The following is a 24,373-nucleotide window of genomic DNA, read 5'->3' on the forward strand; positions in this document are numbered from 1 at the left end:
CGGCCTCAGTGCACCGAGCGGGCGTACGCGGCGGGTGACACCCCGGCCACTGCGGTGAAGTCGCGAACCAGGTGGGCCTGGTCGCTGTAACCGAGGTCGGCGGCGAGGGCCGCCCATTTCAGTGGGCCACCGGCGGCCTGCTCGACGGCCTCCTGGAGCCGGTAGCGGCGGATCACCCACTTCGGGCCGACCCCCACGTACTCCAGGAAGAGTCGCTGCAACCGGCGGACCGGAAGGTCGTGCCGCGCCGCGAAGTCGTCGACCCGCAACACCGTCCGGTCGGTGCGGATCGCCTCGGCCAGCCGGACGGCCTCGTCCGCAGTCGGGTCCGGCGCTGGGTCCCAGGCGGTGAGCAGGGCGTCGATGGCGCGGCAACGCTCGTCGTCGGCGACCGCGCACACCGGGAAGTCGGGGCGTGCCAGCCGGCCCGTGGGCAGTGGCACCCGGCGGCCGGTCAGCTCGCTGATCGGCTGGCGCCAGAACGCGTGGAAGCCACCGGGGCGGAACTGCACCCCGCCCACCCGTCCGGTGCCGCTGAGCGTGATCCGGAACAGGTCGCGGCCCACCCCGGCCACCTCGCCGGACTCGGGCCCGTCGCCGTCCCGCCGGAACACCACGTTCACCGCCGGGTGCGGCACCACCCGCTGCTCGAACGGTGTGCTCAACTCCCAGTCGATCAACCAGTAGTGCTCGACCCACCGGCGTAGCGGCTCCGCCGGCAGGTGCCGACGGAAGCGCACCTCGCGCAGCATCCGCCCGGGGTCGAGAATCCCCCGGCTGTCGCCACGCGGTCGCTGTCGCATTTGTTCAAGACCACCCTCATACGCTGGCCCTATGACCACTCAGACTAGCGACCTGCTGGCGGCTGCCGCGCCGCGAACCGTCGACGTGGTGCGTGGCATCGCCGACGACCAGTTCGATCTGCCCACCCCGTGCCGCGACTACGTGGTCCGTGATCTGCTCAACCACCTCTTCGAGGTGGTGGTCAACTTTCAGGAGTTGGCAGTGAAGCGGCCGGTGGAGTGGGCCGAGAAGCCCGACCACCTGGGCGACGGCTGGCGGGACCGGTTCGAGGCGGAGACGGGTCGCCTGGTCGCCGCCTGGTCGGAACCGTCCACCCTGGAGGGTGTGTCACCGGGCATGGGCATGCCGCAGACCGTCATCGGCGGCATGGCCCTGCTGGACCTGACCGTGCACGGCTGGGACCTCGCCGTCGCCACCGGCCAGCCCTACCAGCCGGCCCCGGAGGCAGTCGCCGAGCTGCACGGGTTGGTCGAGCAGTTGGGCCCCACCGCCCGCAAGATGGGCGTGTTCGCCGACCCACTGCCCACCCCAACTCGCACCCCCGACCTGGCCCCGACGCCCGACCTGGCCCACCTCCTGACCCAGACCGGCCGCACCCCCACCTGGCCCCAAACCCCCTAACCAACCGCCCACCCCACCCCACCCCACCCACCCGCCCCGCCGCACCCCACCCCATCCCGCACCGCGTGCCCGCACCCTCCGCTCTCGGTGATCAAGAGGTTCGCGTCAGATTTCGAGGCTCTGGTGACGCAAACCTCTTGATCAACGAGGTGGGGTGGGGTGGGCCGGGTGGGAGGTGGGGGTCGGTGGGTGGGGGTGGGTTGTTGACTTGGGTATTCGCTCGGTGAATAGTTGCGGGCGTGTCCACGTCGCATGTTCTGCTCGGGTTGTTGGCTGCTGGCAGCCGGCACGGCTATGAGCTGAAGCGTGCGCACGACGAGCGGCTGCCCAGGGCTCGACCGCTGGCCTTCGGGCAGGTCTACGCCACCCTCGGCCGCCTGGAACGGGACGGCCTGGTGGTCACCGCCGGGCAGGACCGCGCGGCCGGGCCGGATCGCACGGCGTACGCGCTGACCGACCAGGGGCGGGCCGCGCTCGACCAGTGGCTGACCACTGTGGAACCACCCATGCCGTACGTGGCCAGCACACTCTTCGCCAAGGTCGTGGTGGCGCTCCTGGTCGCCGACGTCGACCGGGCCCAGTCCTACCTGATCGCCCAGCGCGCCGCGCACACCGCACGGCTGCGTGAGCTGACCGCGGTCAAGGCCGACCCGGCCGCCACCCTCAGCGACGTGGTCGCGGCCGACTTCGCGATCGCCCACCTCGACGCGGACCTGCGGTGGCTGCACGCCACTCTGGGCCGGGTCGCCGACTGGCACCGGGAGGTGCATCCGTGACGCAACTCCAGGCTCGCGGCGTGGTTCGGGCGTACGGCCCGACACCCGCGCTGCGCGGCGTGACACTCGACGTGGCCGAGGGTGAGATCGTCGCCGTCACCGGCCCGAGCGGCTGCGGCAAGTCGACCCTGCTGCACTGTCTGGCCGGGATCCTCCGGCCGGACGCCGGCGAGGTCACCTGGCGGGGGCAGCGCATCGACACCTGGTCGGAGGCGGCCCGATCCCGGTTGCGACGCACCGAGTTCGGGGTGCTGTTCCAGTTCGGCCAACTGGTCGCCGAGTTGACCGCGGCGGAGAACGTCGCACTGCCCCTGCTCCTCGCCGGCACGGGGCGGCGAGAGGCACGGACGGCGGCGCTCACCTGGCTGGACCGGTTCGGTGTGGGGGAGCTGGCCGACCTCCGACCGGGTGAGATGTCCGGTGGTCAGCAGCAGCGGTGCGCCACCGCGCGGGCGTTGGTGACCGAGCCGCGGGTGCTCTTCGCCGACGAGCCGACCGGTTCGCTGGACACGCTCGCGGGCGAGCAGGTGCTGACCCATCTGGTCCGGCTCGCCCGTGAGCAGCGCACCGCCGTCGTGCTGATCACCCACGAGCCGCGGATCGCCGCGTACGCCGATCGGGAGATCGTGTTGCGCGACGGCCTGGTGGACCACACGGGCCTGGGGCTCGACGTGCCGCTGGCCGGTGGCGCCCGGTGAGACCGGCGACGCTGGTCCGGCTCGCGCTCGCCGGCAGCCGCACCGACACCGCCCGGGTGGTGCTCACCGCGCTCAGTGCCCTGCTGGCGACCCTGGCGGGGCTCGCGGCGCTGACGGTGTTGGCCATCGAGAAACCCGCTGGCGACGCCTGGGTGGAGTCCGAGCAGTACCGGAACGCGTTGCTGCGTGAGCCCGGGTTGCGCGGCGGGACGGCGTTCGCGCTGCTCATGTTGATGATTCCGGTGCTGGCGCTGGCCGGTCAGTGCGCGCGGCTCGGCGCGCCCGCACGGGATCGCCGGCTGGCGGCGATCCGGCTCGCTGGCGCCACACCCGGCCAGGTCACCCGGTTGGCCGTGCTGGAGACCGGCATGGCCGCACTGCTCGGCACGTTGGTCGGGCTGGGTGCCTACCTGGTCGGCCGCGAGGTGCTGCACCGTCCGGACGCGCAAGGTCGACTGGCCCTGCCGACCGATGTGCTGCCGTCGCCCGCAGCGGTGGCCGCGGTGGTGCTCGGCCTGCCGGTCGTCGCGGCACTGGCCACCGCCCTGATGTTGCGTACGGCCACCATGAGCCCGCTCGGGGTGAGCCGCAAGGCCGCCCGCGAGCGCGGTCCGGGCCCGTGGGCCGGGCTCCTGATCGGGCTGGGTCTGGCCTCGTTCCTCGCGGTCCGTCCGGTCGCCTACCAGCTCAGGGGCAGGGATGAGCTGCTCGGCTGGCTGGTGCCGCTGCTGTTCGCGGTGGGTGCGCTCGCGGCGATGATCGGGGTGGTGATCGGCACCGGCTGGATCTCGTACCACTGTGGGCGGTTGTTGCGTCGGCACGCCCGCCGGCCCGCGGCGCTGCTCGCGGCGGGCCGGCTGATGGCGGACCCGTGGGCGGGCAGCCGCACGTTCGCGGCGCTGCTCGCCGCCCTGATCTTCGGCGGGGGTGCGGCCGCCCAGCGCGCCTACTTCGCCACCGAGGACCAACTCGACCGGGAGCAGAACCGGCTCGTCGGGGTGGACGCCGGCGCTGACCCCTTTTATCTGTCCACCATGGATCTGGTCGATGCCGCGGTCGCGGTGGCCGTCCTGATCGCGACGGGTGGCCTGATCGTCGCGCTGGTCGAGGGGATCGTCGCCCGCCGACGCGCCTACGCGGCGTTGGTCGCCACCGGGGTGCCCCGAGCGACACTGAGTCGTTCGGTGGCCTGGCAGGCGCTGGCCCCGGCGGTGCCGGCGATCCTGCTCGCGCTCACAGTGGGCACGTTGCTCAGCCGGGGGCTCTTCGGGGAGGTGTCGACGGGCGTCTCGTCGACGGAGATCTGCGAGGCCACGGCGGCGCTGTGTGACGACCCGGCCACCCGCGAGCAGTACACCCGGATCGTGTACACCCCCGAGATCCAGCGAGCCGTTGCCGTACCCCTGGAGCACCTGGCCTGGCTCGGTGCCGGGGCTCTGGCGGCGGTGCTGGTGACGGTCGGTGTCGGCCTGCTCTTCCTGCGCGCCAGCACGGCCCTGGACGAGCTGCGCATGACCTGAGCCACCGCGCGTGCAGCCCGGTCAGGCGGTGAGCAGCCCGGAGGAGAGTGCCACCAGCGTGCCGACCACCGCCGAGCAGCAGCAGACCAGGAGGCCGGCGACCACCGCGAGGATCAACCAGACCCGGCGATCCCGCGCCACCGCCGCGACGCTCGGCCGGCGCACGTCCTCGGCGGCCCCGCCGTCACCATCCGTGGTCCCGGTCACCCCGGAAGTCTAGGCCCCGACATCGGTCCGGGGCCGGGAACGCCGGACCGCGCGGCCCACTCATGATCGCGCCCGATCGTGGAAGTGGCGGCCTCCCCGAGCCGCCGAGGGGACCACTCCCACCATCGAGCGCGATCATGCCGACCCGACGGGTCAGGCGCGGCCGATCCGATCCAGGATCCAGGCGTTGATGAACGCCTCCTCGCGCCACGCGTCGTAGCGACCGCTCGGACCGCCGTGCCCGGCACCCATCTCGGTCTTGAGCAGGTAGTCGCCGCCGGGGGCGACCGCCCGCAGCCGGGCGATCCACTTCGCCGGTTCCGAGTAGAGCACCCGGGTGTCGTTGAGGCTGGTCACCGCGAGGATCGCCGGGTAGTCCACAGCGGTCACGTTCTCGTACGGCGTGTAGGACTTCATGTACGCGTACACCTCGGGGTCCTCCAGTGGGTTGCCCCACTCCTCCCACTCGGTGACGGTCAGCGGCAGCGACGGGTCGAGGATCGAGGTGAGCGCGTCCACGAACGGCACCTGCGCGACGATCCCGGTGAAGGCGTCCGGCGCGAGGTTGGCGACCGCGCCCATCAGCAGGCCACCGGCCGAGGCGCCCCGCGCGACCAGCCGGTCGCTGGCGGTCCAGCCGGCCTTGACCAGATGCCGGGCGCAGGCGACGAAGTCGGTGAAGGTGTTCTTCTTGGCCAGCATCTTGCCCTGGTCGTACCAGCGCCGACCCAGCTCACCGCCGCCCCGGGTGTGCGCAACGGCGAAGACCACGCCCCGGTCCAGCAGGGACAGTCGGGCCACCGAGAACCACGGGTCCATGCTGGCCTCGTACGAGCCGTAGCCGTACAGCTCGCACGGTGCCGAGCCGTCCCGGGGTGTGCCCACGCGGCAGACCAGCGAGATCGGCACCCGGGTGCCGTCGTCGGCGAGTGCCCAGTCACGGTGCTGTTCGTACTCGGCCGGGTCGTACGGCCGCCCGTCCGGCCCGGGCAGCACCGGCTTCTGCTTGCGCAGCACCATCTGCCGCGTGACCAGGTCGTAGTCGTACACCGAGTCGGGGGTGACCAGCGACGAGTACCGCAGGCGGACCTGCCCGGTGCGGTATTCCGGGTTGGCGTCCAGACCGACGCTGTACAGCGGCTCGGGGAAGTCGATGTCGTACGAGTCGTCGCTGCCCACCGGCAACACCCGTAGCCCGGTGAGCCCGTCGGTGCGCAGCGACACGACCAGGTGGTTGGCGAAGGCGTCCACGGCCTCCAGCCGGGTGCCGGGGGTGTGCTCGATGACCGGCACCCAGTCGCCCGGCGCGTCCGCGGAGGTGAACGCGAGCGCGAAGTCCTCCGCACCGTCGTTGTGCAGGATCAGGAAACGGTGGCCGTGGTGCTCCACCGCGTATTCGACGCCCTGGCGGCGGGGTGCGATCACGGCCGGGGCGCCGGTCGGGTTGCCGGCGGGGATGACCAGGACCTCGCTGGTCACCTTGCTGTGGATGTCGATCAGGATGAACTTTTCCGACCGGGTCAGCTCCACGCCGACCCAGAACCGCTCGTCGTCCTCCTGGTGGACCACCACGTCGTCGGCAGCGGCCGAGCCGACGGTGTGCCGCCAGACCCGGTTCGGCCGCCAGGCGTCGTCCACCGTCACGTAGAACAGCACCGAGGCGTCGGTCGACCAGGCGGTGCCGTAGAAGGTGTCGGGCACCTCGTCGGGCAGTAACTCGCCGGTGGTCAGGTCCTTCACGCGCAGGGTGAACCGCTCGTCGCCGGAGAAGTCGGTGGAGTAGGCCAGCCAGCGACCGTCCGGGCTGACGTCGAACGCGCCCAGCGAGAAGAAGTCGTGCCCCTCGGCCAGGAGGTTGCCGTCGAGCAGCACCTCCTCGCCGTCGAGCGGGGCGCCGTCGGCGCTGACCGGCGGCTCGACCTCCCCGTCGCGGACCGCGCGGCGGCAGTGCACCCCGTACTGCTGGCCCTCGACCGTCCGGGTGTAGTACCAGTGCGCGCCCTTGCGGGTCGGCACGGACAGGTCGGTCTCCCTGGTGCGCTGGCGGGTCTCCTCGAACAGCGTCGTGCGCAGCTCGGCCAGGTGCGCCGTACGCGTGTCGGTGTACGCGTTCTCGGCGGTCAGGTAGGCGATCGTCTCCGGGTCGTCCTTGGCGGCGAGCCAGGCGTACTCGTCGACGACGGTGTCGCCGTGGTGGGTGCGCTCGCTGGGCACCCGCTTCGCCGCGGGCGGGGCAGTCTCGGTGGTCACGGCGGCCACGTTACCGGCCGGCACCCGTTGTACGCCGGACCAGCGGCATCCCGATAGCCCCTACCACGGCTTTCGAACACATGTACGATGAGCGCCATGGCGGCAGCAGCGAGTTCCCTCGGCCGGTCCGGAGCCCTCGAAATCACCCGGCGGTTGGCGGCGATCTGTGGTCCACCGTTCTCCCGGCCGGGTGGGCCCGCCGACGAGGTGGCGGGGCGGCCGGCGCGGTGGGTGGCGGTGCCGGGCGGCCCGCACGCGGCTGCCGAGGTGCTGCGGCTGGCTGCCGCGCACGACCTGGCGGTGGTGCCCAGAGGCGCCGGCACGAAGATCGACTGGGGTGCCACGCCGGTGCAGGTCGACATCATGCTCGACACGGGCCGGCTGGCCGGCATCGGCCACGAGCCGGTCGGCGCGATGGTGGCCGAGGTGGGCGCCGGCACCCCGCTGCGGGCGGTGCAGGCCACGCTGGAGCGCACCGGGCAGCGACTGGCGATGGATGCCCCTTCACCCGGCGCGACTCTCGGTGGGGTGCTCGCCGCGGGCGAGGCTGGTCCGCTGCGCCACCGTCACGGCAGCCCGTGCGACCAACTGCTCGGTGTCCGCTACCTCGCCGCCGACGGTGAGCTGGTGAGCGCCGGGGGTGGTGCGCCCGGGCTCGACCTGGCCCGGCTGCTCTGTGGCTCCCAGGGCGCGCTCGGTGTGCTGGTCTCGGCGACCCTGCGGGTGCAGCCGTTGCCGGCCAGCCGACTCTGGGTGTCCCGCCCGGTGTGGACACCGCTGGAGGTGCACGACCTGGTCCGGACGATCCTCGCCGCCCGGCTGGAGCCGTCGGCCATCGAGCTGGACCTGCCCGGAGGCACGCCACGGCCGCGCAACCCGTACCCGCCCGGACACCCGGCGGCCACCGCCCGGGAGCGCCACCCGTCGATGTCCGGCCGGGCCGGTGCGCCGTCCCGGGCGGGCAGCCTGGTGGTGCTGTTGGAGGGCGGCCCCGCCGACGTCACCGAACGCGCCGAGCGCCTGGTCGGCCTGCTGCACGGGGAGGCGACGATCGCCCACTCCGCGCCGACGTGGTGGCGTCGCTACCCGTTCGCGCCCGGCGACACGGCGCTGCGCCTGGAGGTGCCGATCGGCGACCTGCACGCCGCCGTCTACGCGCTGCGTGACGCGGCCGGCGCACCGGTGCCGGTGCGTGGGTCCGCCGGGCTGGGCGTGGTGCACGCGGCACTGCCCGGCGCGATGGCCCCCGATCGGGTGGCGTCCATCCTGGCCGCCGTCCGAGGGGTGTTGTTGGCCCGGCAGGGTCGTTGCGTGGTGGTCTCCGCGCCGACGGCTGTCCGGAGGTCCGTCGATCTGTGGGGCGAGCTGGCCGGCCTGGCCCAACTGCGGGCTGCCAAGGAGCACCTCGATCCGGAACACCGCCTCGCCCCCGGGCGCCTCCCCGGCGGTCTGTGACACCGACGCAGACGGCGGTCAGGTCGCGTCGTTGCGGAGCACCAGGATGGCGATGTCGTCCCGGGGTGGCTCGACCGAGAAGTTGATCGCGGCGGAGCGCAGTCGGGCGGCCACCACGTCGGCTGAATATCCGGCCAGGGGCGCGGCCGCGTCCCGCAGTCGGTCGGTGCCGAACAGCTCCCGGCCCCGCCGGCGCTCGGTGACGCCATCGGTGTAGAAGATCAGCGAGTCGCCCGGCGCGAGCGCGATCTTCGCGGTCGGCGAGGTGATCGTGTCGAGCAGGCCGAGTGCGGTGCCGCCGGTGCCGACGAACCCCGCGCCACCCGTGCCGGCCAGCAGCACCGGCCGGTCATGTCCGGCCAGGTGCAGCGACACGTCCAGCTGGTCGCCCTCGCCCGGGCCGACCGCCGCCAGCGCCAACGTGCAGTACCGGCCGCCACCCCGCTCGACCAGGGTCTCGTTGAGCCGCGCCAACGCCTCCGGCAACGGTTTGCCGTCGCCGACGAGGACCCGGATCACGTCCCGGACCAGCCCGGTCACCGCAGCGGCCTGGACACCCTTGCCCGAGACGTCGCCGATCACCACCAGCCAACGCCCGTCGGGCAGCGGCACCACGTCGTAGAAGTCGCCGCCCACCTCGGCGTCGTCGCCGGTCGGGACGTACTCGGCCGCGAAGCCGATCCCGTCCACGAGCGGCAGCACCGGTGGCAGCAGGGACTGCTGGAGCGTCTGCGCCACGCGGCGGCGTTCGGCGTGGATCCGGGCGTTCTCGATCGCCAGCGCGGCCCGGCGGGCCACGTCCTCCAACACGGCGACCTCGTCCGGGTCGTGCCGGTGTCGCTGGTGCCGCCCCACCGCCAGGGTGCCGAGCCGCTGCCCACGGGCGATCAGCGGCACCGCGAAACCCTCCATCGGGCCGCCCAGGGGGATCTGCGCCGCGCTGCGGGACGCCTCGCGCAGGCGAGCCTGGATCGAGTCCGGCCCGGTCTCCGCCAGCACCTTGTGCAGTTGCGGAAGCATCGACTCGTCGGCGTGGCTGGCCGCTGCCAGCCGCAGCCGGCCCCACTCGTCGGTGGTGTGCACCGCGCACCACTGGCCGAGTCGCGGCACCACCAACTGCGGCACCAGCGCCATGGTCAGGTCGACGTCCAGCGACTGGGCGAGCAGCTCACTGGCCTCGGCCAGGAACGTCAGCCACACCTGCCGGCGGATGTCGGTCCTGCGCAGCCGGTCGTTCTCCAGGTGCAGCGACAGCCGCTCGGCGGTCAGCACCGCCAACGGCCGGGCGTACGCCGACGGCGCCGCGTCCAGCTCCAGCTCCCCGGCGTACGGGCGGTGCACCGTCAACGGCACCCGGAGCAGGTCGCTGCCGGGGCGGGGCGGCCGACCGAAGCGGGCCAACACCTGACGGCCCTGCCCGTCGCCCCGGTCGAGGCGGATCGAGCCCCCGGCCGCGCCCACCATCTCGGCGACGCGGCTGAGCAGGTTGGTGGCGAAGTCGGGCAGCGGGTCGTCCGCGTACAGGTCGGGGGCGGTCTGCATGAGCTCGCTCATCGCGCTGGCGCTCGGCGTGGACCCGTCCGCGCTGGTGGCAGGCCCCGCGCTGGCCGGGGTCGACCCGCCGGCCGCGGTGCCCTCGGCCAGCGGCTCGGTGCCGGGACGGTCCAGCCGGAACCAGACGCCCTTCCCGGTGGGTAGGTACGTCGTGCCCCAGCGGCTGGCGAAGTGGTCGACCAGCAGCAGGCCCCGGCCCCGCTCGGAGACCTCGTTGATCTCGGTGGAGTCGTTGCGGGCACCGACGGTCAGCTCGTCACCGGAGCCGGGCGCGAAGTCGGAGACGGTGACGGTCAGCCCGATCTCGTCGGCGACGACCTCGATGTCCAACTCGGTGCGCGCGTGCTCCACGGCGTTGGTGGTCAGCTCGGTGGTGAGCAGCAGGGCCTCGTTGGCCAGCTCGTCGAGGTGTGACTCGGTCAACACCGAGCGGACCACGGCGCGGGCGGCGGCTGGCGTACGACGGTCTGCGGGCAGGCGGACACGCCGGACCGCCCCGTCCCGGGCCCCGGCCGTCGCGGGCCCCGCCTCGGCTGACACCCCCGTATCCTCCACCGTCCCCCTGCCGGGTGCCAAGCTGATCACCTTGTCGCGCCTCCCCCCTGGCGGAGGAAGCGCACGCACCGTATCAACGCTTCCAGTAGAGCAGGGGCCCCTTCCGGCCAGCGCACCCTTCGCCGGTATGCGTCGGTCGGGCGGGTTCGGCATCGCTGCGAGGTCTGCGGCGGGCTGTGCCGGATCGGCCTCCGTCGAGCCGGTCCGGATGGCGATCCGGGCCACCTGGCGGGTCGCGCACCCTGGCACTACGGCTCGCGCGGGCACAATATGGGGTGCCGGTGTGTCCGCACGGACCGGCGCCCCCCGAGTTGAGCGAGGAATGATGACCACGGCGAAGCAGTCGGTGGCGGATCCGTCCGCGCCCGACCACGAGGCGCTCCTCGGTGAGTTGACCGAGGCACTGCGACGGATCGGTCGCGGCGACCTGAAGGTCCGGCTTCCCCGCCGCGCCGGCAAGGCGGGTGAGGTGGCGGACGCCTTCAACGAGGTGGTCTCGCTCCAGGAGCGTCATCACCTGGACCTGCGGCGGATCAGCCGGATCGTCGGTCGCGACGGCCGGCTCACCGAGCGGCTGGACGACGAGGGGCTGGACGGCTCCTGGGCGGAGGGGCAGCGGGCGATCAACTCGCTGATCGACGACCTGGGCCGACCGACCACCGAGATCGCCCGGGTCATCGTGGCGGTCGCGGACGGCGACCTGTCCCAGCACATGGCGTTGGAGATCGACGGCCGGCCGCTGCGCGGTGAGTACCTGCGCATCGGACGCACCGTGAACACGATGGTCGACCAGTTGTCCTCGTTCTCGAACGAGGTGACCCGGGTGGCCCGCGAGGTCGGCACCGAGGGCAAGTTGGGGGGCCAGGCCGACGTTCGGGGCGTCGCCGGCACCTGGAAGGACCTCACCGACTCGGTGAACACCATGGCGTCGAACCTCACCGGCCAGGTGCGGTCGATCTCGCAGGTGGCGACCGCGGTGGCCAAGGGCGACCTGTCGCAGAAGATCACGGTGGGCGCGCGCGGTGAGGTCGCCGAGTTGGCGGCCACGATGAACTACCTCACCGACACGCTGCGGCTCTTCGCCGAGCAGGTGACCCGGGTGGCCCGCGAGGTGGGCACCGAGGGCAAGCTGGGCGGCCAGGCCGAGGTGCCGAACGTGGCCGGCACGTGGAAGGACCTGACCGACAGCGTCAACTCGATGGCGTCGAACCTGACCGCCCAGGTCCGCAACATCGCCCAGGTGTCGACGGCGGTGGCGCGCGGTGACCTGTCGCAGAAGATCACGGTGGCGGCGCAGGGCGAGATCCTGGAGCTGAAGGACACCGTCAACACGATGGTGGACCAGCTGTCGTCGTTCGCCGACGAGGTGACCCGGGTGGCCCGTGAGGTGGGCATCGAGGGCAAGTTGGGCGGTCAGGCCCAGGTGCGGGGCGTCTCCGGCACCTGGCGGGACCTCACCGAGAACGTCAACCAGCTCGCCGGCAACCTGACCAGCCAGGTCCGCAACATCTCCCAGGTCTCCACCGCCGTGGCGAAGGGCGACCTGTCGCAGAAGATCACTGTCGACGCCCAGGGCGAGATCCTGGAGCTGAAGAACACCGTCAACACGATGGTCGACCAGTTGTCGTCGTTCGCCGACGAGGTGACCCGGGTTGCCCGCGAGGTGGGCACCGAGGGCAACCTGGGTGGTCAGGCGCAGGTGAAGGGCGTCAGTGGCACGTGGCGCGACCTCACGGACAACGTGAACTCGATGGCGTCGAACCTGACCAGCCAGGTCCGCAACATCGCCTCGGTGACCACCGCCGTGGCGAAGGGTGACCTGTCGCAGAAGATCACGGTGGACGCGCGGGGCGAGATCCTGGAGCTGAAGTCGACTGTCAACACGATGGTCGACCAGTTGTCGTCGTTCGCTGACGAGGTGACCCGGGTGGCCCGTGAGGTGGGCACCGAGGGCAAGCTCGGCGGTCAGGCCCAGGTGCGTGGCGTCGCCGGCACCTGGCGGGACCTGACCGACAACGTGAACTCGATGGCGTCGAACCTGACCGCCCAGGTCCGCAACATCGCCCAGGTCTCCACGGCGGTGGCGAAGGGTGACCTGTCGCAGAAGATCACGGTGGACGCGCGGGGCGAGATCCTGGAGCTGAAGTCGACCGTCAACACGATGGTCGACCAGTTGTCGTCGTTCGCTGACGAGGTGACCCGGGTCGCCCGTGAGGTGGGCACCGAGGGCAAGCTCGGCGGTCAGGCGCAGGTCAAGGGTGTCAGTGGCACCTGGCGGGACCTGACCGACAACGTGAACTCGATGGCGTCGAACCTGACCAGCCAGGTCCGCAACATCGCCTCGGTGACCACCGCCGTGGCAAAGGGCGACCTGTCGCAGAAGATCACCGTGGACGCCCAGGGCGAGATCCTGGAACTCAAGTCGACTGTCAACACGATGGTCGACCAGCTGTCGTCGTTCGCCGACGAGGTGACCCGGGTCGCCCGTGAGGTCGGCATCGAGGGCAAGCTGGGCGGTCAGGCGCAGGTAAAGGGTGTTTCCGGCACCTGGCGGGACCTCACCGAGAACGTCAACCAGCTCGCCTCGACGCTGACCACGCAGTTGCGGGCCATCGCCCAGGTGTCCACGTCGGTGACGCGGGGCGACCTGACCCAGCGGATCGCCGTGAAGGCGCAGGGCGAGGTCGCCGAGCTGAAGGACAACATCAACCAGATGATCGTCACCCTCCGGGAGACGACCAAGAAGAACGCCGAGCAGGGCTGGTTGGACTCCAACCTGGCCCGTATCGGCGGCCTGTTGCAGGGCCAGCGCGACCTCGGCGAGGTCTGCCGCATGATCATGACGGAGGTGACCCCGCTGGTCGAAGCCCAGCTCGGAGCCTTCTTCCTGGCCGACGACACCGACGGCAGCATGCGACTGCGGCTCACCTCCTCGTACGGGTACGTGGCGCGGGGCAACGACGTCACCTTCGGGCCGGGCGAGGGGCTGGTCGGGCAGACCGCGCTGTCCCGCCGCACGATCCGGGTCAGCGCCTCCCCGAACAGCCGGCTCACCCTGCGTTCGGGTCTGGCCGAGACGCCCCCGTCCGACCTGGTGGTGCTCCCCGTGCTCTTCGAGGGCGAGCTGCTCGGCGTGATCGAGTTCGCCAGCGTGTCGGCCTTCTCCGACCTGCACCTCGCGTTCCTGGAGCGGCTGGTGCTCACCATCGGCATCGCGGTGAACACCATCCAGGCCAACCGGCGTACGGAGGAGTTGCTGGCCCAGTCGCAGCGGCTGGCGCACGAGATGCAGGAACAGTCGGCGGAGTTGCAGCGCACCAACGCCGAGCTGGAGGAGAAGGCCACTCTGCTCTCCGAGCAGAAGGGCAACATCGAGACGAAGAACCGGGAGATCGAGCTGGCCCGGCTGGGCCTGGAGGAGAAGGCGCAGCAGTTGACCCGCGCCTCGGCCTACAAGTCCGAGTTCCTGGCCAACATGAGCCACGAGCTGCGTACGCCGCTGAACTCGTTGCTGCTGTTGGCTCGCCTGCTGGCGGAGAACTCGGAGCAGAACCTCAGCCCGAAGCAGATCGAGTTCGCCCGGACCATCCACGGGTCCGGCTCGGACCTGCTGCGCCTGATCGACGACATCCTCGACCTGTCCAAGATCGAGGCGGGCCGGATGGACGTCGAGCCGACCGAGATCCGCTTCGCCGAGCTGCGCGGCTACGTCGAGCAGGCGTTCGCGCCGCAGGCCGAGGAGAAGAACCTGGACTTCCAGGTACGCGTCAGCAAGGATCTGCCGCCGGCGTTGGTGACCGACGCGCAGCGGTTGCAGCAGATCCTGCGCAACCTGCTCTCCAACGCGGTGAAGTTCACCGACAACGGTGCGGTGACGCTGCGGATCGCCCCGGCGGCGGAGAACGCGGTCTTCGACGTGCCGGCGCTGACCAACGCCCAGCAGGTCATCGCGTTCACCGTGATCGACACCGGGATCGGCATCTCCGACGACAAGTTGTCGATCATCTTCGAGGCGTTCCAGCAGGCGGACGGCACGACCAGCCGCCGCTACGGCGGCACCGGCCTGGGCCTGTCGATCAGTCGCGACCTGGCCCGGTTGATCGGCGGCACCATCACCGTGTCGTCCGCGCCTGGTCAGGGTTCGACGTTCACCCTGTTCGTGCCGCAGGTGCTGGCTCCGGACGCGGTGGTCGCGCCCCAGGCTCCGTCTCCGCAGCGCGCCGGTCTGCCGTCGTCGCTGCTGATGCCGCCGCTGGAGCTGTTGTCGGAGCGGCCGGAGGCACCGGCCACCCGCCAACTGGACGGCGCCACTGTGCTGATCGTGGATGACGACGTCCGCAACGTCTTCGCCTTGACCAGCGCGTTGGAACTGCACGGGATGACCGTGCTGTACTCGGACAACGGAGCGGACGGTGTCCGTCTGCTGGCCGAGCATCCGGAGGTGGACATCGTGCTGATGGACGCCATGATGCCCGACCAGGACGGTTACGAGACGACCCGCCAGATCCGCCGCAACCATCGCTTCGCCGACCTGCCGGTGGTGTTCCTGACCGCTAAGGCGATGCCGGGTGACCGGGAGTCGGCGCTCGCTGCCGGGGGCAGCGACTACATCACCAAGCCGGTCGACCTGGACGACCTGATCGAGTTGATGTCGTCCTGGATCAACGGCAGCCGGACCGAGGAGACTTCGTGACCCAGATGGCCAAGGCGCTGCTCGTGGACGACCGGCGGCAGAATCTGACGGCCCTGGAGGCGATCCTCCAGGGCCTGCCGGTCCAGTCCGTGGCGGTGGAGAGCGGTGAGGCGGCCCTCAAGCAGCTGTTGGTGGACGACTTCGCGGTTATCCTGCTGGACGCGCAGATGCCGGACATGGACGGCTTCGAGACGGCGAGCCACATCAAGCGCCGTGAGCGGACGAGGCACGTGCCGATCATCTTCCTGACGGCCGCCGACCGGGACGCCCAGCTCGCTCTCCGGGGCTACCAGGTGGGCGCGGTGGACTACCTGACGAAGCCGTTCGACCCGTGGGTGCTGCGCGCCAAGGTGTCGGTCTTCGTCGAGCTGTGGGTGAAGACCCGGCAGTTGGCCGCCCAGTCCGACCTGGTCCGGGAGCGCGACACGCAGTGGCGCAGGCTCACCGACGCTGTCGACGAGGCGACCACCCTGCTGCGGTCCGACGACGGGGAGGCCCGTGACCGGGCGGTGAGCATGTTGGAGCAGGCCCGCTGGGGCAACACCGCCTGACGCGGCGGGGCGGGTCAGCCGGTGGGCTGGTCGTTGCGGATCATCAGGGCGCTGCGGAGGCCCGTGATGTCCAGGACGCGGATGAGGAAGTCACCCACGTGGGTCAGCATCAGCAGGCTCTGCGCGTGGCTGGCCTTGCGGCTGAGCACGACCAGGGTGCCCAGGCCCTGCGAGTCGCAGAAGGTGACGCCGCCGAGGTCGAGGACGATCTTCGGCGGCGGGTCGGCCAGCACCTCGTTGACCACTGTCGAGAGCTGCGCGGCCGTGAGCATGTCGATCTCACCGGCCAGGCGAAGCACAGCTTCGTCACCCGTCCGGTGTAGCGTGATGGACAGCTCGGCACGATCCACCCGGTCAGCCTAGCGCGATCCGACCGGTCCGGCCTGTTGAGGCCGCGAGCCGTCGCCGTCCAGGCCGAGCCCCCCGCATGTCGACGCTGCTGGCGGGTGCCGGCCACAGGTGAGCCTGGTAACCCCACCGCGGGGTGGCTGCTGGTGGGCCGTTCGTCGCTGACACAATGGCGGCATCGTGACCGACATATTTCCAGCCGGATCCGGCCGCTACCCGGCCGACGCGCCGGCCTCCGAGGCCCTGTTCGACCGCGCCCGCGCCATCGTGCCGGGCGGGGTGAACTCCCCCGTGCGCGCCTTCCAGGCGGTCGGCGGCACGCCGCGTTTCATGGTCCGTGGCGAGGGCCCGTGGCTGTACGACGCCGACGGCCGCCGCTACGTCGACCTGGTCTGCTCCTGGGGTCCGCTGATCCTCGGGCACGCCCACCCGGCGGTGGTGGAGGCCGTGCAGGCTGCCGCTGCCCGGGGCACCAGCTTCGGCACTCCCACCCCGGGTGAGGTGGAGCTGGCCGCCGAGCTGGTCGACCGCACCCCGATGGAGCAGGTTCGCCTGGTCAACTCGGGCACCGAGGCCACCATGTCGGCGATCCGGCTGGCTCGTGGCTTCACCGGTCGCTCCAAGATCATCAAGTTCGCTGGTTGCTACCACGGGCATGTCGACGCCCTGCTCGCCGCCGCCGGATCCGGCGTGGCCACCCTGGGCCTGCCCGACTCGCCCGGCGTGACCGGTGCGGCGGCCAGCGAGACCATCGTGCTGCCCTACAACGACATCCGGGCCGTCGAGGAGGCGTTCGCCGCCGAGGGCCCGCACATCGCAGCGGTGATCACCGAGGCGGCAGCCGGCAACATGGGTGTGGTGGCCCCCCGCGACGGCTTCAACCAGCAGCTCGCCCGGATCGCGCACGCGCACGGCGCCCTGCTCGTGGTGGACGAGGTGATGACCGGGTTCCGGGTGTCCCGCGCCGGGTGGCACGGCCTCGACGCCTCCGACGCCGACCTGTGGACGTACGGCAAGGTCATGGGTGGCGGCCTGCCCGCCGCTGCCTTCGGCGGGCGTGCGGACATCATGGCGCGACTCGCCCCGGCCGGCCCGGTCTACCAGGCCGGCACGCTCTCCGGTAACCCTCTCGCGTGCGCCGCCGGCCTGGCCACGCTGCGACTCGCCGACGAGTCGCTCTACCGCAAGCTCGACGACACGGCCGCCGTCGTGGGCAAGCTGGCGTCCGACGCGCTGGGCGCCGCCGGGGTTCCACACCGACTGTCGTACGCGGGCAGCATGTTCTCGATCTTCTTCACCGACGCCGACGTGGTCGACTACGACAGCGCGCGCACCCAGCAGGTGCCGGCGTTCAAGGCGTTCTTCCACGCGATGCTCGCCGCCGGCGTCTACCTGCCGCCGAGCGCGTTCGAGTCATGGTTCGTGTCGGCGGCGATCGACGACGTCGCTCTGGAGCACATCGCCGACGCGCTGCCTACGGCGGCGAACGCGGCGGCAGCGGCTGGCCACGGGGGTTGACGTGCGCGCGAGGAGTGAGCCGGGTTTGCGAGCCCCGCAGTCGCAAACAAAGGGGGCACAGCGGTGAGCAAGACGGTGGTCCACGTGCTCCGGCACGGCGAGGTATACAACCCCGACCAGATTCTCTACGGTCGGCTGCCCGGTTTCCGCCTCTCTGAGCTGGGCGTGCAGATGGCCAAGGCCGCCGCTGAGGGCCTGGCCGAGCGAGAGATCGTGCACGTGGTGGCCAGTCCGCTGGAACGCGCGCAGCAGACCGCCGAGCCGATCGCGGCCCAGTTCGGGCTCCCGGTCGGGGTGGACGAGCGGCTGATCGAGAGCGCCAACTGGTTCGAGGGCAAGAAGGTGTCGCCGGGCGACGGATCCTTCCGTGACCCGCGCAACTGGTGGGTGCTGCGCGACCCGATGACCCCGTCCTGGGGCGAGGCGTACCGGGTGATCGCCGAGCGGATGTTCGCCGCCGTGCAGGCCGCCCGGGTCGCCGCCGAGGGGCGCGAGGCGGTGCTGGTGTCGCACCAGCTCCCCATCTGGACGCTGCGCCGCTACGTCGAGCGCAAGCGGCTCTGGCACGACCCGCGCAAGCGGCAGTGCGGGCTGGCGAGCCTCACCTCGTTCCACTTCGACGACGCGAAGGTGGTGGGCATCGGCTACAGCGAGCCGGCCGCGCACCTGATCGCTCTCTCCGCGACCGCCCGGACGGCCAAGGGGGCCTGATGAACGCCCGGAGGTGGACCGCCGGTCTGCTCGCCGCCGTCGCCGCGGTGGCGCTGGTCGGCTGCACGTCGAAGGGGCAGGAGAAGACCTGCACGACCACCACCGACGGGATCTTCGAGTGCGCACCGGACCAGCGCTCCGCACCCCCGAAGGTCGCCGGTGAGCTGCTGCTCGGTGGCACCTACGACGTCAGCCAGGCTCGCGGGCAGGTGGTCGTGGTCAACTTCTGGGGTTCCTGGTGCGCGCCGTGCCGTGCCGAGGCGGACGACCTGGAAGCCGTCTACCAGGCCACCAAGGGTTCCGGGGTGAGCTTCCTCGGCATCAACGTCCAGGATTCGCGGGACAAGGCCAAGGCGTTCGAAAAGGGCCGGGTCACCTATCCGAGCCTGTTCGACCCGTCGAGCAAGACGGCACTCGCGCTGGACATCCCGCCGAACAGCGTGCCCGCGACGGTGGTGCTCGACCGGGACGGTCGGATCGCCGCGGTGATCCGGGCCGCCGTCAAGCAGGAGGGCCTGCAACCGATCGTCGAGCGGATCGCGGCTGAGAAACCGGCGCCCAACTGATGGGCGAGACCTTCCGGGAGCTGGCCCTGAGCGGGCCGCTGCTGCTCGCCATCGGCGCGGCGGCGCTCGCCGGCCTGGTCAGCTTCCTCTCCCCGTGCGTGCTCCCACTCGTTCCCGGCTACCTCTCGTACGTCACCGGCCTGGCCGGTTCCGACCTCGAAGGCCGTGCACGGCAGGGCACCTCGTCGACCCCTGCGGCAGCGGAAGCCGCCGAGGCCAGCGACCGCGGAGGCGTCGCGGTCCGGGAGCGGATCGCGCGGGCCGGTGCCGTCAAGGGCCGGGTGCTCGCGGGCACGCTGCTCTTCATCGCCGGCTTCACCGCCGTCTTCGTCGCCACGGCGATCCTGTTCGCCGGCATCGGCCAGGTCTTCTTCGAGTACGAGCGGCAGCTCGAAATCGTCGTCGGCGCGTTGATCATCGTGCTCGGGTTCGGCTACCTCGGGATGATCCCGGCCCTGCAACGGGAGTTCCGGATCTCCCGGCTGCCGTCGGCCGGGCTGCTCGGCGCACCGGTCTTCGGCGCGGTCTTCGCACTCAGCTGGGTGCCCTGCACGGGCCCCACCCTCGGTGCGGTGATGGGCATGGCCACCGCCTCCGGGCAGAGCGACCGTGCCGTGGTGCTCGCCGTGGCGTACTGCCTCGGGTTGGGGATACCGTTCATCGTCTTCGGGCTGGGCTTCCAACGCCTGCTCGGGGTCTTCCGCGCCGTTCGGCGCAACAGCCGCTGGGTCACCCGGGTCGGCGGCGCCCTGCTCATCCTGATCGGCCTCGCGCTGGTCACCGGCGGATGGCAGAGCTTCGTGATCTGGTTGCAGACCACCGTCGGGGTGGGCGAGGTGAGCATCTGATGACGGTCGTCGACGACCGGCCGGAAACCGTGGCGCCGGCGCCACGCCGTCGGCCGAACCGCCTCCTGGCGCTGCTGCGCAACTCGTGGCGGCAGTTGACCAGCATGCGTACGGCGCTGATCCTGCTCTTCCTGCTCGCGATCGCGGCCATCCCCGGCTCGGTGCTGCCGCAGCGCGGGATCAGCCCGGAGAAGGTCAACGAGTACTTCGTCGACCACCCGGAATGGGCCCCCCGACTGGACCGGATCGGCGCGTTCGAGGTCTTCGGCTCGGTCTGGTTCTCCGCGATCTACCTGCTGCTGTTCACGTCCCTGATCGGCTGCATCACGCCCCGACTGCGGGACCACATCCGGGCGTTGCGGTCCCGCCCGCCGGCCGCGCCGAAGCGGATGGCGCGGCTGCCGCAGCACACCGTGCTGCCCGCCCCGCCCGGCGGCGCGGCGGCGATCGCCGAGGTGCTGCGCAAGCGTCGCTGGCGGGTGGAGGTCCGTGGCGACGAGGTCTCCGCCGAGAAGGGCTACCTCAAGGAGACCGGCAACCTGCTGTTCCACACGTCGTTGATCGCGGTGCTGATCAGCGTCGCCCTCGGCTCGTGGTACGGCTGGAGCGGCAACCGACTGCTGGTGGCGGGAGCGGACAACTCGTTCTGCAACACCCGGCAGCAGTACGCCGAGGCGAAGCTCGGCCCCCAGGTGGACAGCGCCGACCTGCCCCGCTTCTGCCTGCGGCTGGACGACTTCGAGGCCCGCTTCCTGCCGTCCGGTCAGCCGGAGTTCTTCAATGCCACGGTCACCGTCGACGGCCCGGACGAGCCGACCCGCAGCGCCGACTTCTCGGTGAACTCGCCGCTGCGCCTCGCCGACGCGAGCGTCTACCTGCTCGGCCACGGGTACGCCCCGGTGATCCGCTACACCGACCGGTTCGGCAACAGCCAGGTCAGCGACGAACCGTTCCTGACCACCGGCGACATGGGGCTGACGAGTGAGGGCCTGGCCGCCTTCCCGGACGCCAACGTCGACCCGGCCACCGGCCAGCGCGCACCGGACGAGCAGATGGCGTTCACTGGCATCTACCTGCCCACCGCACCCCAGCAGGCGCCGTTCGTCCGCTCGGAATACCCGACCGAGCGCAACCCGGCGCTGAACCTCGTCGCCTACCGGGGCAACCTCGGCCTGGACGCCGGCATCCCCAGCTCGGTCTACCAACTCGACCAGCGGCAGGTGCGGACCGGCAAGGTCCAGGAGGTCGGCACCAAGCTGCTCCGCAAGGGCGAGACCTGGAAGCTGGACGACGGCACCACTGTCGAGTTCCTGGGCACCGAGCGGTACGTCACCCTCTCCATCCGACACGACCCCGGCGCGACGCCACTGCTGATCAGCTGCGGCTTCCTGCTGGCCGGCCTGATGGGCTCGCTGTTCGGGCGACGCCGCCGGGTGTTCTTCCGGGTGGTGCCGGCCGACCCGGCGGAAGGATCTCCGACGGGCGGTAGTAGCTTGATGGAGGCCGGTGGGTTGCCGCGCACCGACTATCCAGGGTTCGCCGACGAGTTCGCCCAGCTCATCGCCGAGGTCAACGGCGACGAACGGGCGGCTGAGCGGGCCAGCACGGGCGCTGACTCCAGTGACCGGGCCGGCGTGCGAGAAGGAGCCGAGTGATGTCCGCACTCTCCGACAATCTGGTGACCTTCGCGATCCTGGCGTACCTGGTCGCGATGATCGGTCACGCCGTGGAGTACGCGTTGGGCAACGCGCGTACCCGGGTCGCCGCTGCGGCTCCGGTGCGCGAGCTGGTGAGTGCCGGCGGCGGCATCGTGCCGACGCCGCCCGCGCCCGTACCGGCGCAGCCCGGGGCCGACCGCTCCGCGCGACGGGCCCGCCTCGCCGGCCTGATCGGGGTGGGCGCCACCGCGGTCGCCGCCGTGCTGCACCTGGCGGCGCTGGTCACCCGTGGCCTCGCGGCCGACCGGATGCCGTGGGGCAACATGTACGAGTTCGTGCTCACTGTGACGTTCATCGGGGTCGCGGCCTGGCTGGTGGTGCTCTGGAAGCGGCCGTCGCTGCGCAAGCTCGGGCTGTTCCTCACGCTGGTGATGGTGCTGCTGGTCGCTACCGCCGAGCTGGTGCTGTACGTGCCGATCGTGCCGCTGGTGCCGGCACTGAACTCGTACTGGTTCGTCATCCACGTCTCGACCATCGTGTTCGCGTCCGGCATCTTCCTGCTCGGTGCGGTGCCGGCGGTCGGCTTCCTGATGCGCAACGGGTACGAGAACGGCAAGCGGAGCTTCCCGTACACCCTGGCCAAGCGGCTGCCCGCCGCGGCCGGGCTGGAGCGGTTGACCTTCACGCTGCACGCCTTCGCCTTCCCGATCTTCACCTTCGCGGTGATCGCCGGTGCCATCTGGGCCGAGGCGGCCTGGGGTCGGCCGTGGGGCTGGGACCCGAAGGAGACCTGGGCGTTCATCTCCTGGGTGGTGTACGCCGGTTACCTGCACGCCCGGGCCACGCCCAGCGTCAAGCGCAACGTGGCCACCTGGCTCGCGGTGCTCGGCTTCCTCACCATGCTGATGAACCTGTTCGGCGTGAACATCTTCTTCACCGGCCTGCACTCGTACGGTGGGCTGGACTGACCCTGGCGACACGATGCGGGCCGGCCACTGATTCGTCAGTGACCGGCCCGCGTCGTTCAAACGGCTTCGGTCAGCTCACCGTGACCAGGGCGATGTCGTTGCCCGGGTTGTCGTCCACCCGCGGGTAGCGGCCGTGTGGCTCGACCTGTCCGGCAACGCCGGTGATGCGCTCGATCCGAAGGTCGAACGTGACCGTATGGCTGGTCCCGGCGAGGAACACGGCCTCCCGCCCGTTGCAGTACCAGGTTGCCGGGGCGTCCGCCGTGCCCTCGTCACCGCCAAACGGCCAGCAGTCTGACGGATGGTCCACGACGGTGACTCCGACGGGTGGGGTGAAGTAGAACGCGCCGACGGTGTCGCCGGAGTTGGTGCCGTCCGGCACGCCCGGGCCCTCGTTGTGGAGGCCCACGGTGACCTGGACGGTGTCGCCGACGGCTCCGGTGACGGCGGCGCCCTGGGCGACGATGTCGAAGGCTCCCTGGACCTCCAGGTAGGTCCCACCGCCGGCGCCGGTCACCGTGATGGGGACTACGTCGAGCGGTGGACCGGTCGGCCGTAGGCGCAGTGCCTGGTCGGCGTCGCGGTGCATGAACCTGACGCCGCTGGGGAGCGGCCCAGCGCTGGTCAGCGGCTCAACCATCTGGCCGATTCGCTTGCCGCCGAGGGTGGCTGGACCGACTGTGGTGAGAAATCCGCCCCGCAGCTCGTGCCGCTGGCCGGGCGCGAACGTGCCCCGCACGGTGCAGACGACAACGGTGGCGAGCACCTGGTCGGTGCCGTACCGGCAGTTGCGGTAGCTGACCGGCACGAGGCCCACCGGGAAGCGCATGGTGAGCCGCAGATCCACGGCCGGCTGGTCACCGGCATTGACCACGGCCACCGGGACCGGGCGTGTGTCGCCCACCTCGACGCCGGAGACGTACTCGTCGACCATGTCGAGCAGGTCGGGCCCGGACCGCACGGTGATCACGGCCTGTTGCGAATACGCCTCGGTCTGCTCGCCGAACGCCGTGTAGTCGAGGGTGCCCGTCGCGCCGTCCGCCGCGCCGGGATCGGCCCGGAACACCACCGGCACGGTGCCGGTGAGCGTGCCGAACTCGTCGACGGCCGTCGGCGGCATCGGGCAGGTCACCGAAGTGCCCTGGTTGACGCAGAAGTCGGGGAAGCTGGCGGTTGCCACGCCAGCGAGGCCGGTCAGGTCGATGGTCACCCGAGGCTGGGTGGCTCCGGTGCTGGTCAGGGTCAACGGCACCGTGCGGCCGGGAGCGCCGGCCGCGCCGAGCGTCACGTCGCCCAGCCAGCCATTGACCCAACCCGGGTCGTCCTCGGCCGAGGCGGGCGTTGCCGCCGCGCCGATCATCGCCGTCGCGAGGACCAGCGTGGTCAGCCCGTGCACAAGCCTGCCACGCGTAACGCGCACAGATCTCATCGATCTCCTTGGTGGGGGATGAGCCGACCGGAAGAAGCCAGGTTTGCGGCACCCCGACCCGATCGGCATCCATGATCTTAGAGATCACCTGTGACAGTTCTCGATCGGTCGACCAGGTCGCGATCTTCGTCGAAACCGGATTCGGTCGGTGCCCGCCACGCCGGTCGCCAGGCCCGCAACGTCCGCTCGACCTGGACGGTGACCTGGTAGGACACCTCCGGTAGGTCGGCCAGCTCGATCCGTTCACCACGCAGCGCCAGTTGGGCGTGCAGCTCCCGGGCGATGGTGTCGCGAAGCGCGACCAGCAGGGGCGACAACCCGTCCGGGTCGCCGACGACATAGGCGTCCGACATGCCCACCACCCTGCACCCGGCTCCCGCCGTTCCGCCACCACGCCACTCCGCCACTCCGTCACGGTGCTCCGCCACGTTGATCCACTCGGTTTCCGTGAAATCGGTCTATCCCCTGCCGCAGGAAACCCCGACTTCATGAAAGTCGAGTGGATCTAGGCCGCACGCGACGCATGGTGTGCCCTGGGACCGCCGTGAGCCTCACCGGTGCTCGCGTTACCCCGATATCCGCGTCGTGTGCTGACGCAGCGTCGCGATTTCGCTACCTTGCGGCAGACGGGTCGGCGCGGCTC

20 protein-coding genes are annotated in these 24,373 nt (G+C 71.2%); 13 read left to right on the forward strand and 7 right to left on the reverse strand.

What is annotated here, in order from left to right:
* Positions 1–5: 5 nt before the first annotated feature.
* Positions 6–803 carry a DUF6597 domain-containing transcriptional factor gene (locus tag AC3CF1_RS20995; RefSeq protein ID WP_488451095.1) on the reverse strand — a complete coding sequence of 266 codons (798 nt, stop codon included), beginning with the start codon at positions 801–803 and terminating at the stop codon, positions 6–8.
* A 31-nt stretch (positions 804–834) separates the two neighbouring features.
* Between AC3CF1_RS20995 and AC3CF1_RS21000 the strand changes: the two genes are divergently transcribed.
* The 4 genes from AC3CF1_RS21000 (at position 835) to AC3CF1_RS21015 (ending at position 4,419) form a co-directional block, all read left to right on the forward strand.
* Positions 835–1,425, forward strand: coding sequence for a TIGR03086 family metal-binding protein (locus tag AC3CF1_RS21000; RefSeq protein WP_488451096.1), 591 nt, complete (start codon positions 835–837; stop codon positions 1,423–1,425).
* A gap of 239 nt (positions 1,426–1,664) precedes the next feature.
* The gene (locus tag AC3CF1_RS21005) at positions 1,665–2,201 is read left to right on the forward strand and encodes a PadR family transcriptional regulator (protein ID WP_354982927.1); all 537 of its coding nucleotides are present in this window, start codon (positions 1,665–1,667) and stop codon (positions 2,199–2,201) included.
* Positions 2,198–2,899 carry an ABC transporter ATP-binding protein gene (locus tag AC3CF1_RS21010; RefSeq protein WP_088951063.1) on the forward strand — a complete coding sequence of 234 codons (702 nt, stop codon included), beginning with the start codon at positions 2,198–2,200 and terminating at the stop codon, positions 2,897–2,899. The genes AC3CF1_RS21005 and AC3CF1_RS21010 overlap by 4 nt, the downstream gene beginning before the upstream one ends.
* Entirely contained in the window at positions 2,896–4,419 is a 1,524-nt protein-coding gene (locus tag AC3CF1_RS21015; RefSeq protein WP_488451097.1) for an FtsX-like permease family protein, read from the forward strand. The genes AC3CF1_RS21010 and AC3CF1_RS21015 overlap by 4 nt, the downstream gene beginning before the upstream one ends.
* Positions 4,420–4,440: 21 nt before the next feature.
* On the opposite strand, the gene AC3CF1_RS21020 is transcribed toward AC3CF1_RS21015, so the two are convergent.
* Positions 4,441–4,626: a hypothetical protein gene (locus AC3CF1_RS21020; RefSeq protein ID WP_088951065.1), complete on the reverse strand. Its 186-nt coding sequence runs from the start codon at positions 4,624–4,626 to the stop codon at positions 4,441–4,443.
* A gap of 153 nt (positions 4,627–4,779) precedes the next feature.
* Positions 4,780–6,876: a S9 family peptidase gene (locus AC3CF1_RS21025; RefSeq protein ID WP_488451098.1), complete on the reverse strand. Its 2,097-nt coding sequence runs from the start codon at positions 6,874–6,876 to the stop codon at positions 4,780–4,782.
* 96 nt (positions 6,877–6,972) lie between these two features.
* Here AC3CF1_RS21025 and AC3CF1_RS21030 point away from each other — a divergent pair, with 96 nt between their 5' ends.
* The gene (locus AC3CF1_RS21030; protein ID WP_488451099.1) at positions 6,973–8,331 is read left to right on the forward strand and encodes an FAD-binding oxidoreductase; all 1,359 of its coding nucleotides are present in this window, start codon (positions 6,973–6,975) and stop codon (positions 8,329–8,331) included.
* Between the two features lie 18 nt (positions 8,332–8,349).
* On the opposite strand, the gene AC3CF1_RS21035 is transcribed toward AC3CF1_RS21030, so the two are convergent.
* The gene (locus AC3CF1_RS21035) at positions 8,350–10,425 is read right to left on the reverse strand and encodes a SpoIIE family protein phosphatase (RefSeq protein WP_354982929.1); all 2,076 of its coding nucleotides are present in this window, start codon (positions 10,423–10,425) and stop codon (positions 8,350–8,352) included.
* Between the two features lie 340 nt (positions 10,426–10,765).
* Between AC3CF1_RS21035 and AC3CF1_RS21040 the strand changes: the two genes are divergently transcribed.
* Together AC3CF1_RS21040 and AC3CF1_RS21045 are read left to right on the forward strand one after the other, a co-directional pair.
* On the forward strand, positions 10,766–15,133 hold the full coding sequence (locus AC3CF1_RS21040; RefSeq protein ID WP_088952140.1) for a HAMP domain-containing protein: 4,368 nt from the start codon (positions 10,766–10,768) through the stop codon (positions 15,131–15,133).
* Complete coding sequence (locus tag AC3CF1_RS21045) at positions 15,130–15,684, forward strand: response regulator (protein WP_099849829.1); 555 nt, start codon at positions 15,130–15,132, stop codon at positions 15,682–15,684. Before AC3CF1_RS21040 ends, AC3CF1_RS21045 begins: the two co-directional genes overlap by 4 nt.
* A 14-nt stretch (positions 15,685–15,698) precedes the next feature.
* Here AC3CF1_RS21045 and AC3CF1_RS21050 read toward each other — a convergent pair whose 3' ends face one another.
* A complete protein-coding gene (locus AC3CF1_RS21050; RefSeq protein WP_088951070.1) occupies positions 15,699–16,034 on the reverse strand; it encodes an STAS domain-containing protein in 336 nt (111 codons plus the stop codon).
* 178 nt (positions 16,035–16,212) lie between these two features.
* On the opposite strand from AC3CF1_RS21050, the gene hemL reads away from it, so the two are divergent.
* The 6 genes from hemL (at position 16,213) to ccsB (ending at position 22,301) form a co-directional block, all read left to right on the forward strand.
* On the forward strand, positions 16,213–17,550 hold the full coding sequence (hemL, locus tag AC3CF1_RS21055; RefSeq protein ID WP_488451100.1) for a glutamate-1-semialdehyde 2,1-aminomutase: 1,338 nt from the start codon (positions 16,213–16,215) through the stop codon (positions 17,548–17,550).
* Between the two features lie 63 nt (positions 17,551–17,613).
* Entirely contained in the window at positions 17,614–18,261 is a 648-nt protein-coding gene (locus AC3CF1_RS21060) for a histidine phosphatase family protein (RefSeq protein WP_099849835.1), read from the forward strand.
* Entirely contained in the window at positions 18,261–18,827 is a 567-nt protein-coding gene (locus tag AC3CF1_RS21065; RefSeq protein WP_088951073.1) for a TlpA family protein disulfide reductase, read from the forward strand. Before AC3CF1_RS21060 ends, AC3CF1_RS21065 begins: the two co-directional genes overlap by 1 nt.
* Entirely contained in the window at positions 18,827–19,675 is an 849-nt protein-coding gene (locus AC3CF1_RS21070; RefSeq protein WP_088951074.1) for a cytochrome c biogenesis CcdA family protein, read from the forward strand. The genes AC3CF1_RS21065 and AC3CF1_RS21070 overlap by 1 nt, the downstream gene beginning before the upstream one ends.
* Positions 19,675–21,330, forward strand: a complete 1,656-nt coding sequence (gene resB / locus AC3CF1_RS21075; protein ID WP_488451101.1) for a cytochrome c biogenesis protein ResB — start codon at positions 19,675–19,677, stop codon at positions 21,328–21,330. Before AC3CF1_RS21070 ends, resB begins: the two co-directional genes overlap by 1 nt.
* Positions 21,330–22,301 (forward strand): c-type cytochrome biogenesis protein CcsB, encoded by a 972-nt coding sequence (gene ccsB / locus AC3CF1_RS21080; protein WP_488451102.1) that lies wholly within the window; start codon positions 21,330–21,332, stop codon positions 22,299–22,301. The genes resB and ccsB overlap by 1 nt, the downstream gene beginning before the upstream one ends.
* A gap of 70 nt (positions 22,302–22,371) precedes the next feature.
* On the opposite strand, the gene AC3CF1_RS21085 is transcribed toward ccsB, so the two are convergent.
* The gene (locus AC3CF1_RS21085; protein WP_488451103.1) at positions 22,372–23,730 is read right to left on the reverse strand and encodes a COG1361 family protein; all 1,359 of its coding nucleotides are present in this window, start codon (positions 23,728–23,730) and stop codon (positions 22,372–22,374) included.
* 77 nt (positions 23,731–23,807) lie between these two features.
* Entirely contained in the window at positions 23,808–24,083 is a 276-nt protein-coding gene (locus AC3CF1_RS21090; RefSeq protein ID WP_488451104.1) for a hypothetical protein, read from the reverse strand.
* Positions 24,084–24,373 lie beyond the last annotated feature (290 nt).

The organism is Micromonospora sp. MGP-C2, from assembly GCF_057766525.1.

Bases quoted from the DNA above. Each gene is read 5' to 3' on its own strand.
- AC3CF1_RS20995 (WP_488451095.1), bottom strand. From the start codon at position 803: ATGCGACAGCGACCGCGTGGCGACAGCCGGGGGATTCTCGACCCCGGG.
- AC3CF1_RS21000 (WP_488451096.1), top strand. From the start codon at position 835: ATGACCACTCAGACTAGCGACCTGCTGGCGGCTGCCGCGCCGCGAACC.
- AC3CF1_RS21030 (WP_488451099.1), top strand. From the start codon at position 6,973: ATGGCGGCAGCAGCGAGTTCCCTCGGCCGGTCCGGAGCCCTCGAAATC.
- AC3CF1_RS21040 (WP_088952140.1), top strand. From the start codon at position 10,766: ATGACCACGGCGAAGCAGTCGGTGGCGGATCCGTCCGCGCCCGACCAC.
- AC3CF1_RS21065 (WP_088951073.1), top strand. From the start codon at position 18,261: ATGAACGCCCGGAGGTGGACCGCCGGTCTGCTCGCCGCCGTCGCCGCG.
- AC3CF1_RS21070 (WP_088951074.1), top strand. From the start codon at position 18,827: ATGGGCGAGACCTTCCGGGAGCTGGCCCTGAGCGGGCCGCTGCTGCTC.
- resB (WP_488451101.1), top strand. From the start codon at position 19,675: ATGACGGTCGTCGACGACCGGCCGGAAACCGTGGCGCCGGCGCCACGC.
- ccsB (WP_488451102.1), top strand. From the start codon at position 21,330: ATGTCCGCACTCTCCGACAATCTGGTGACCTTCGCGATCCTGGCGTAC.
- AC3CF1_RS21085 (WP_488451103.1), bottom strand. From the start codon at position 23,730: ATGAGATCTGTGCGCGTTACGCGTGGCAGGCTTGTGCACGGGCTGACC.
- AC3CF1_RS21090 (WP_488451104.1), bottom strand. From the start codon at position 24,083: ATGTCGGACGCCTATGTCGTCGGCGACCCGGACGGGTTGTCGCCCCTG.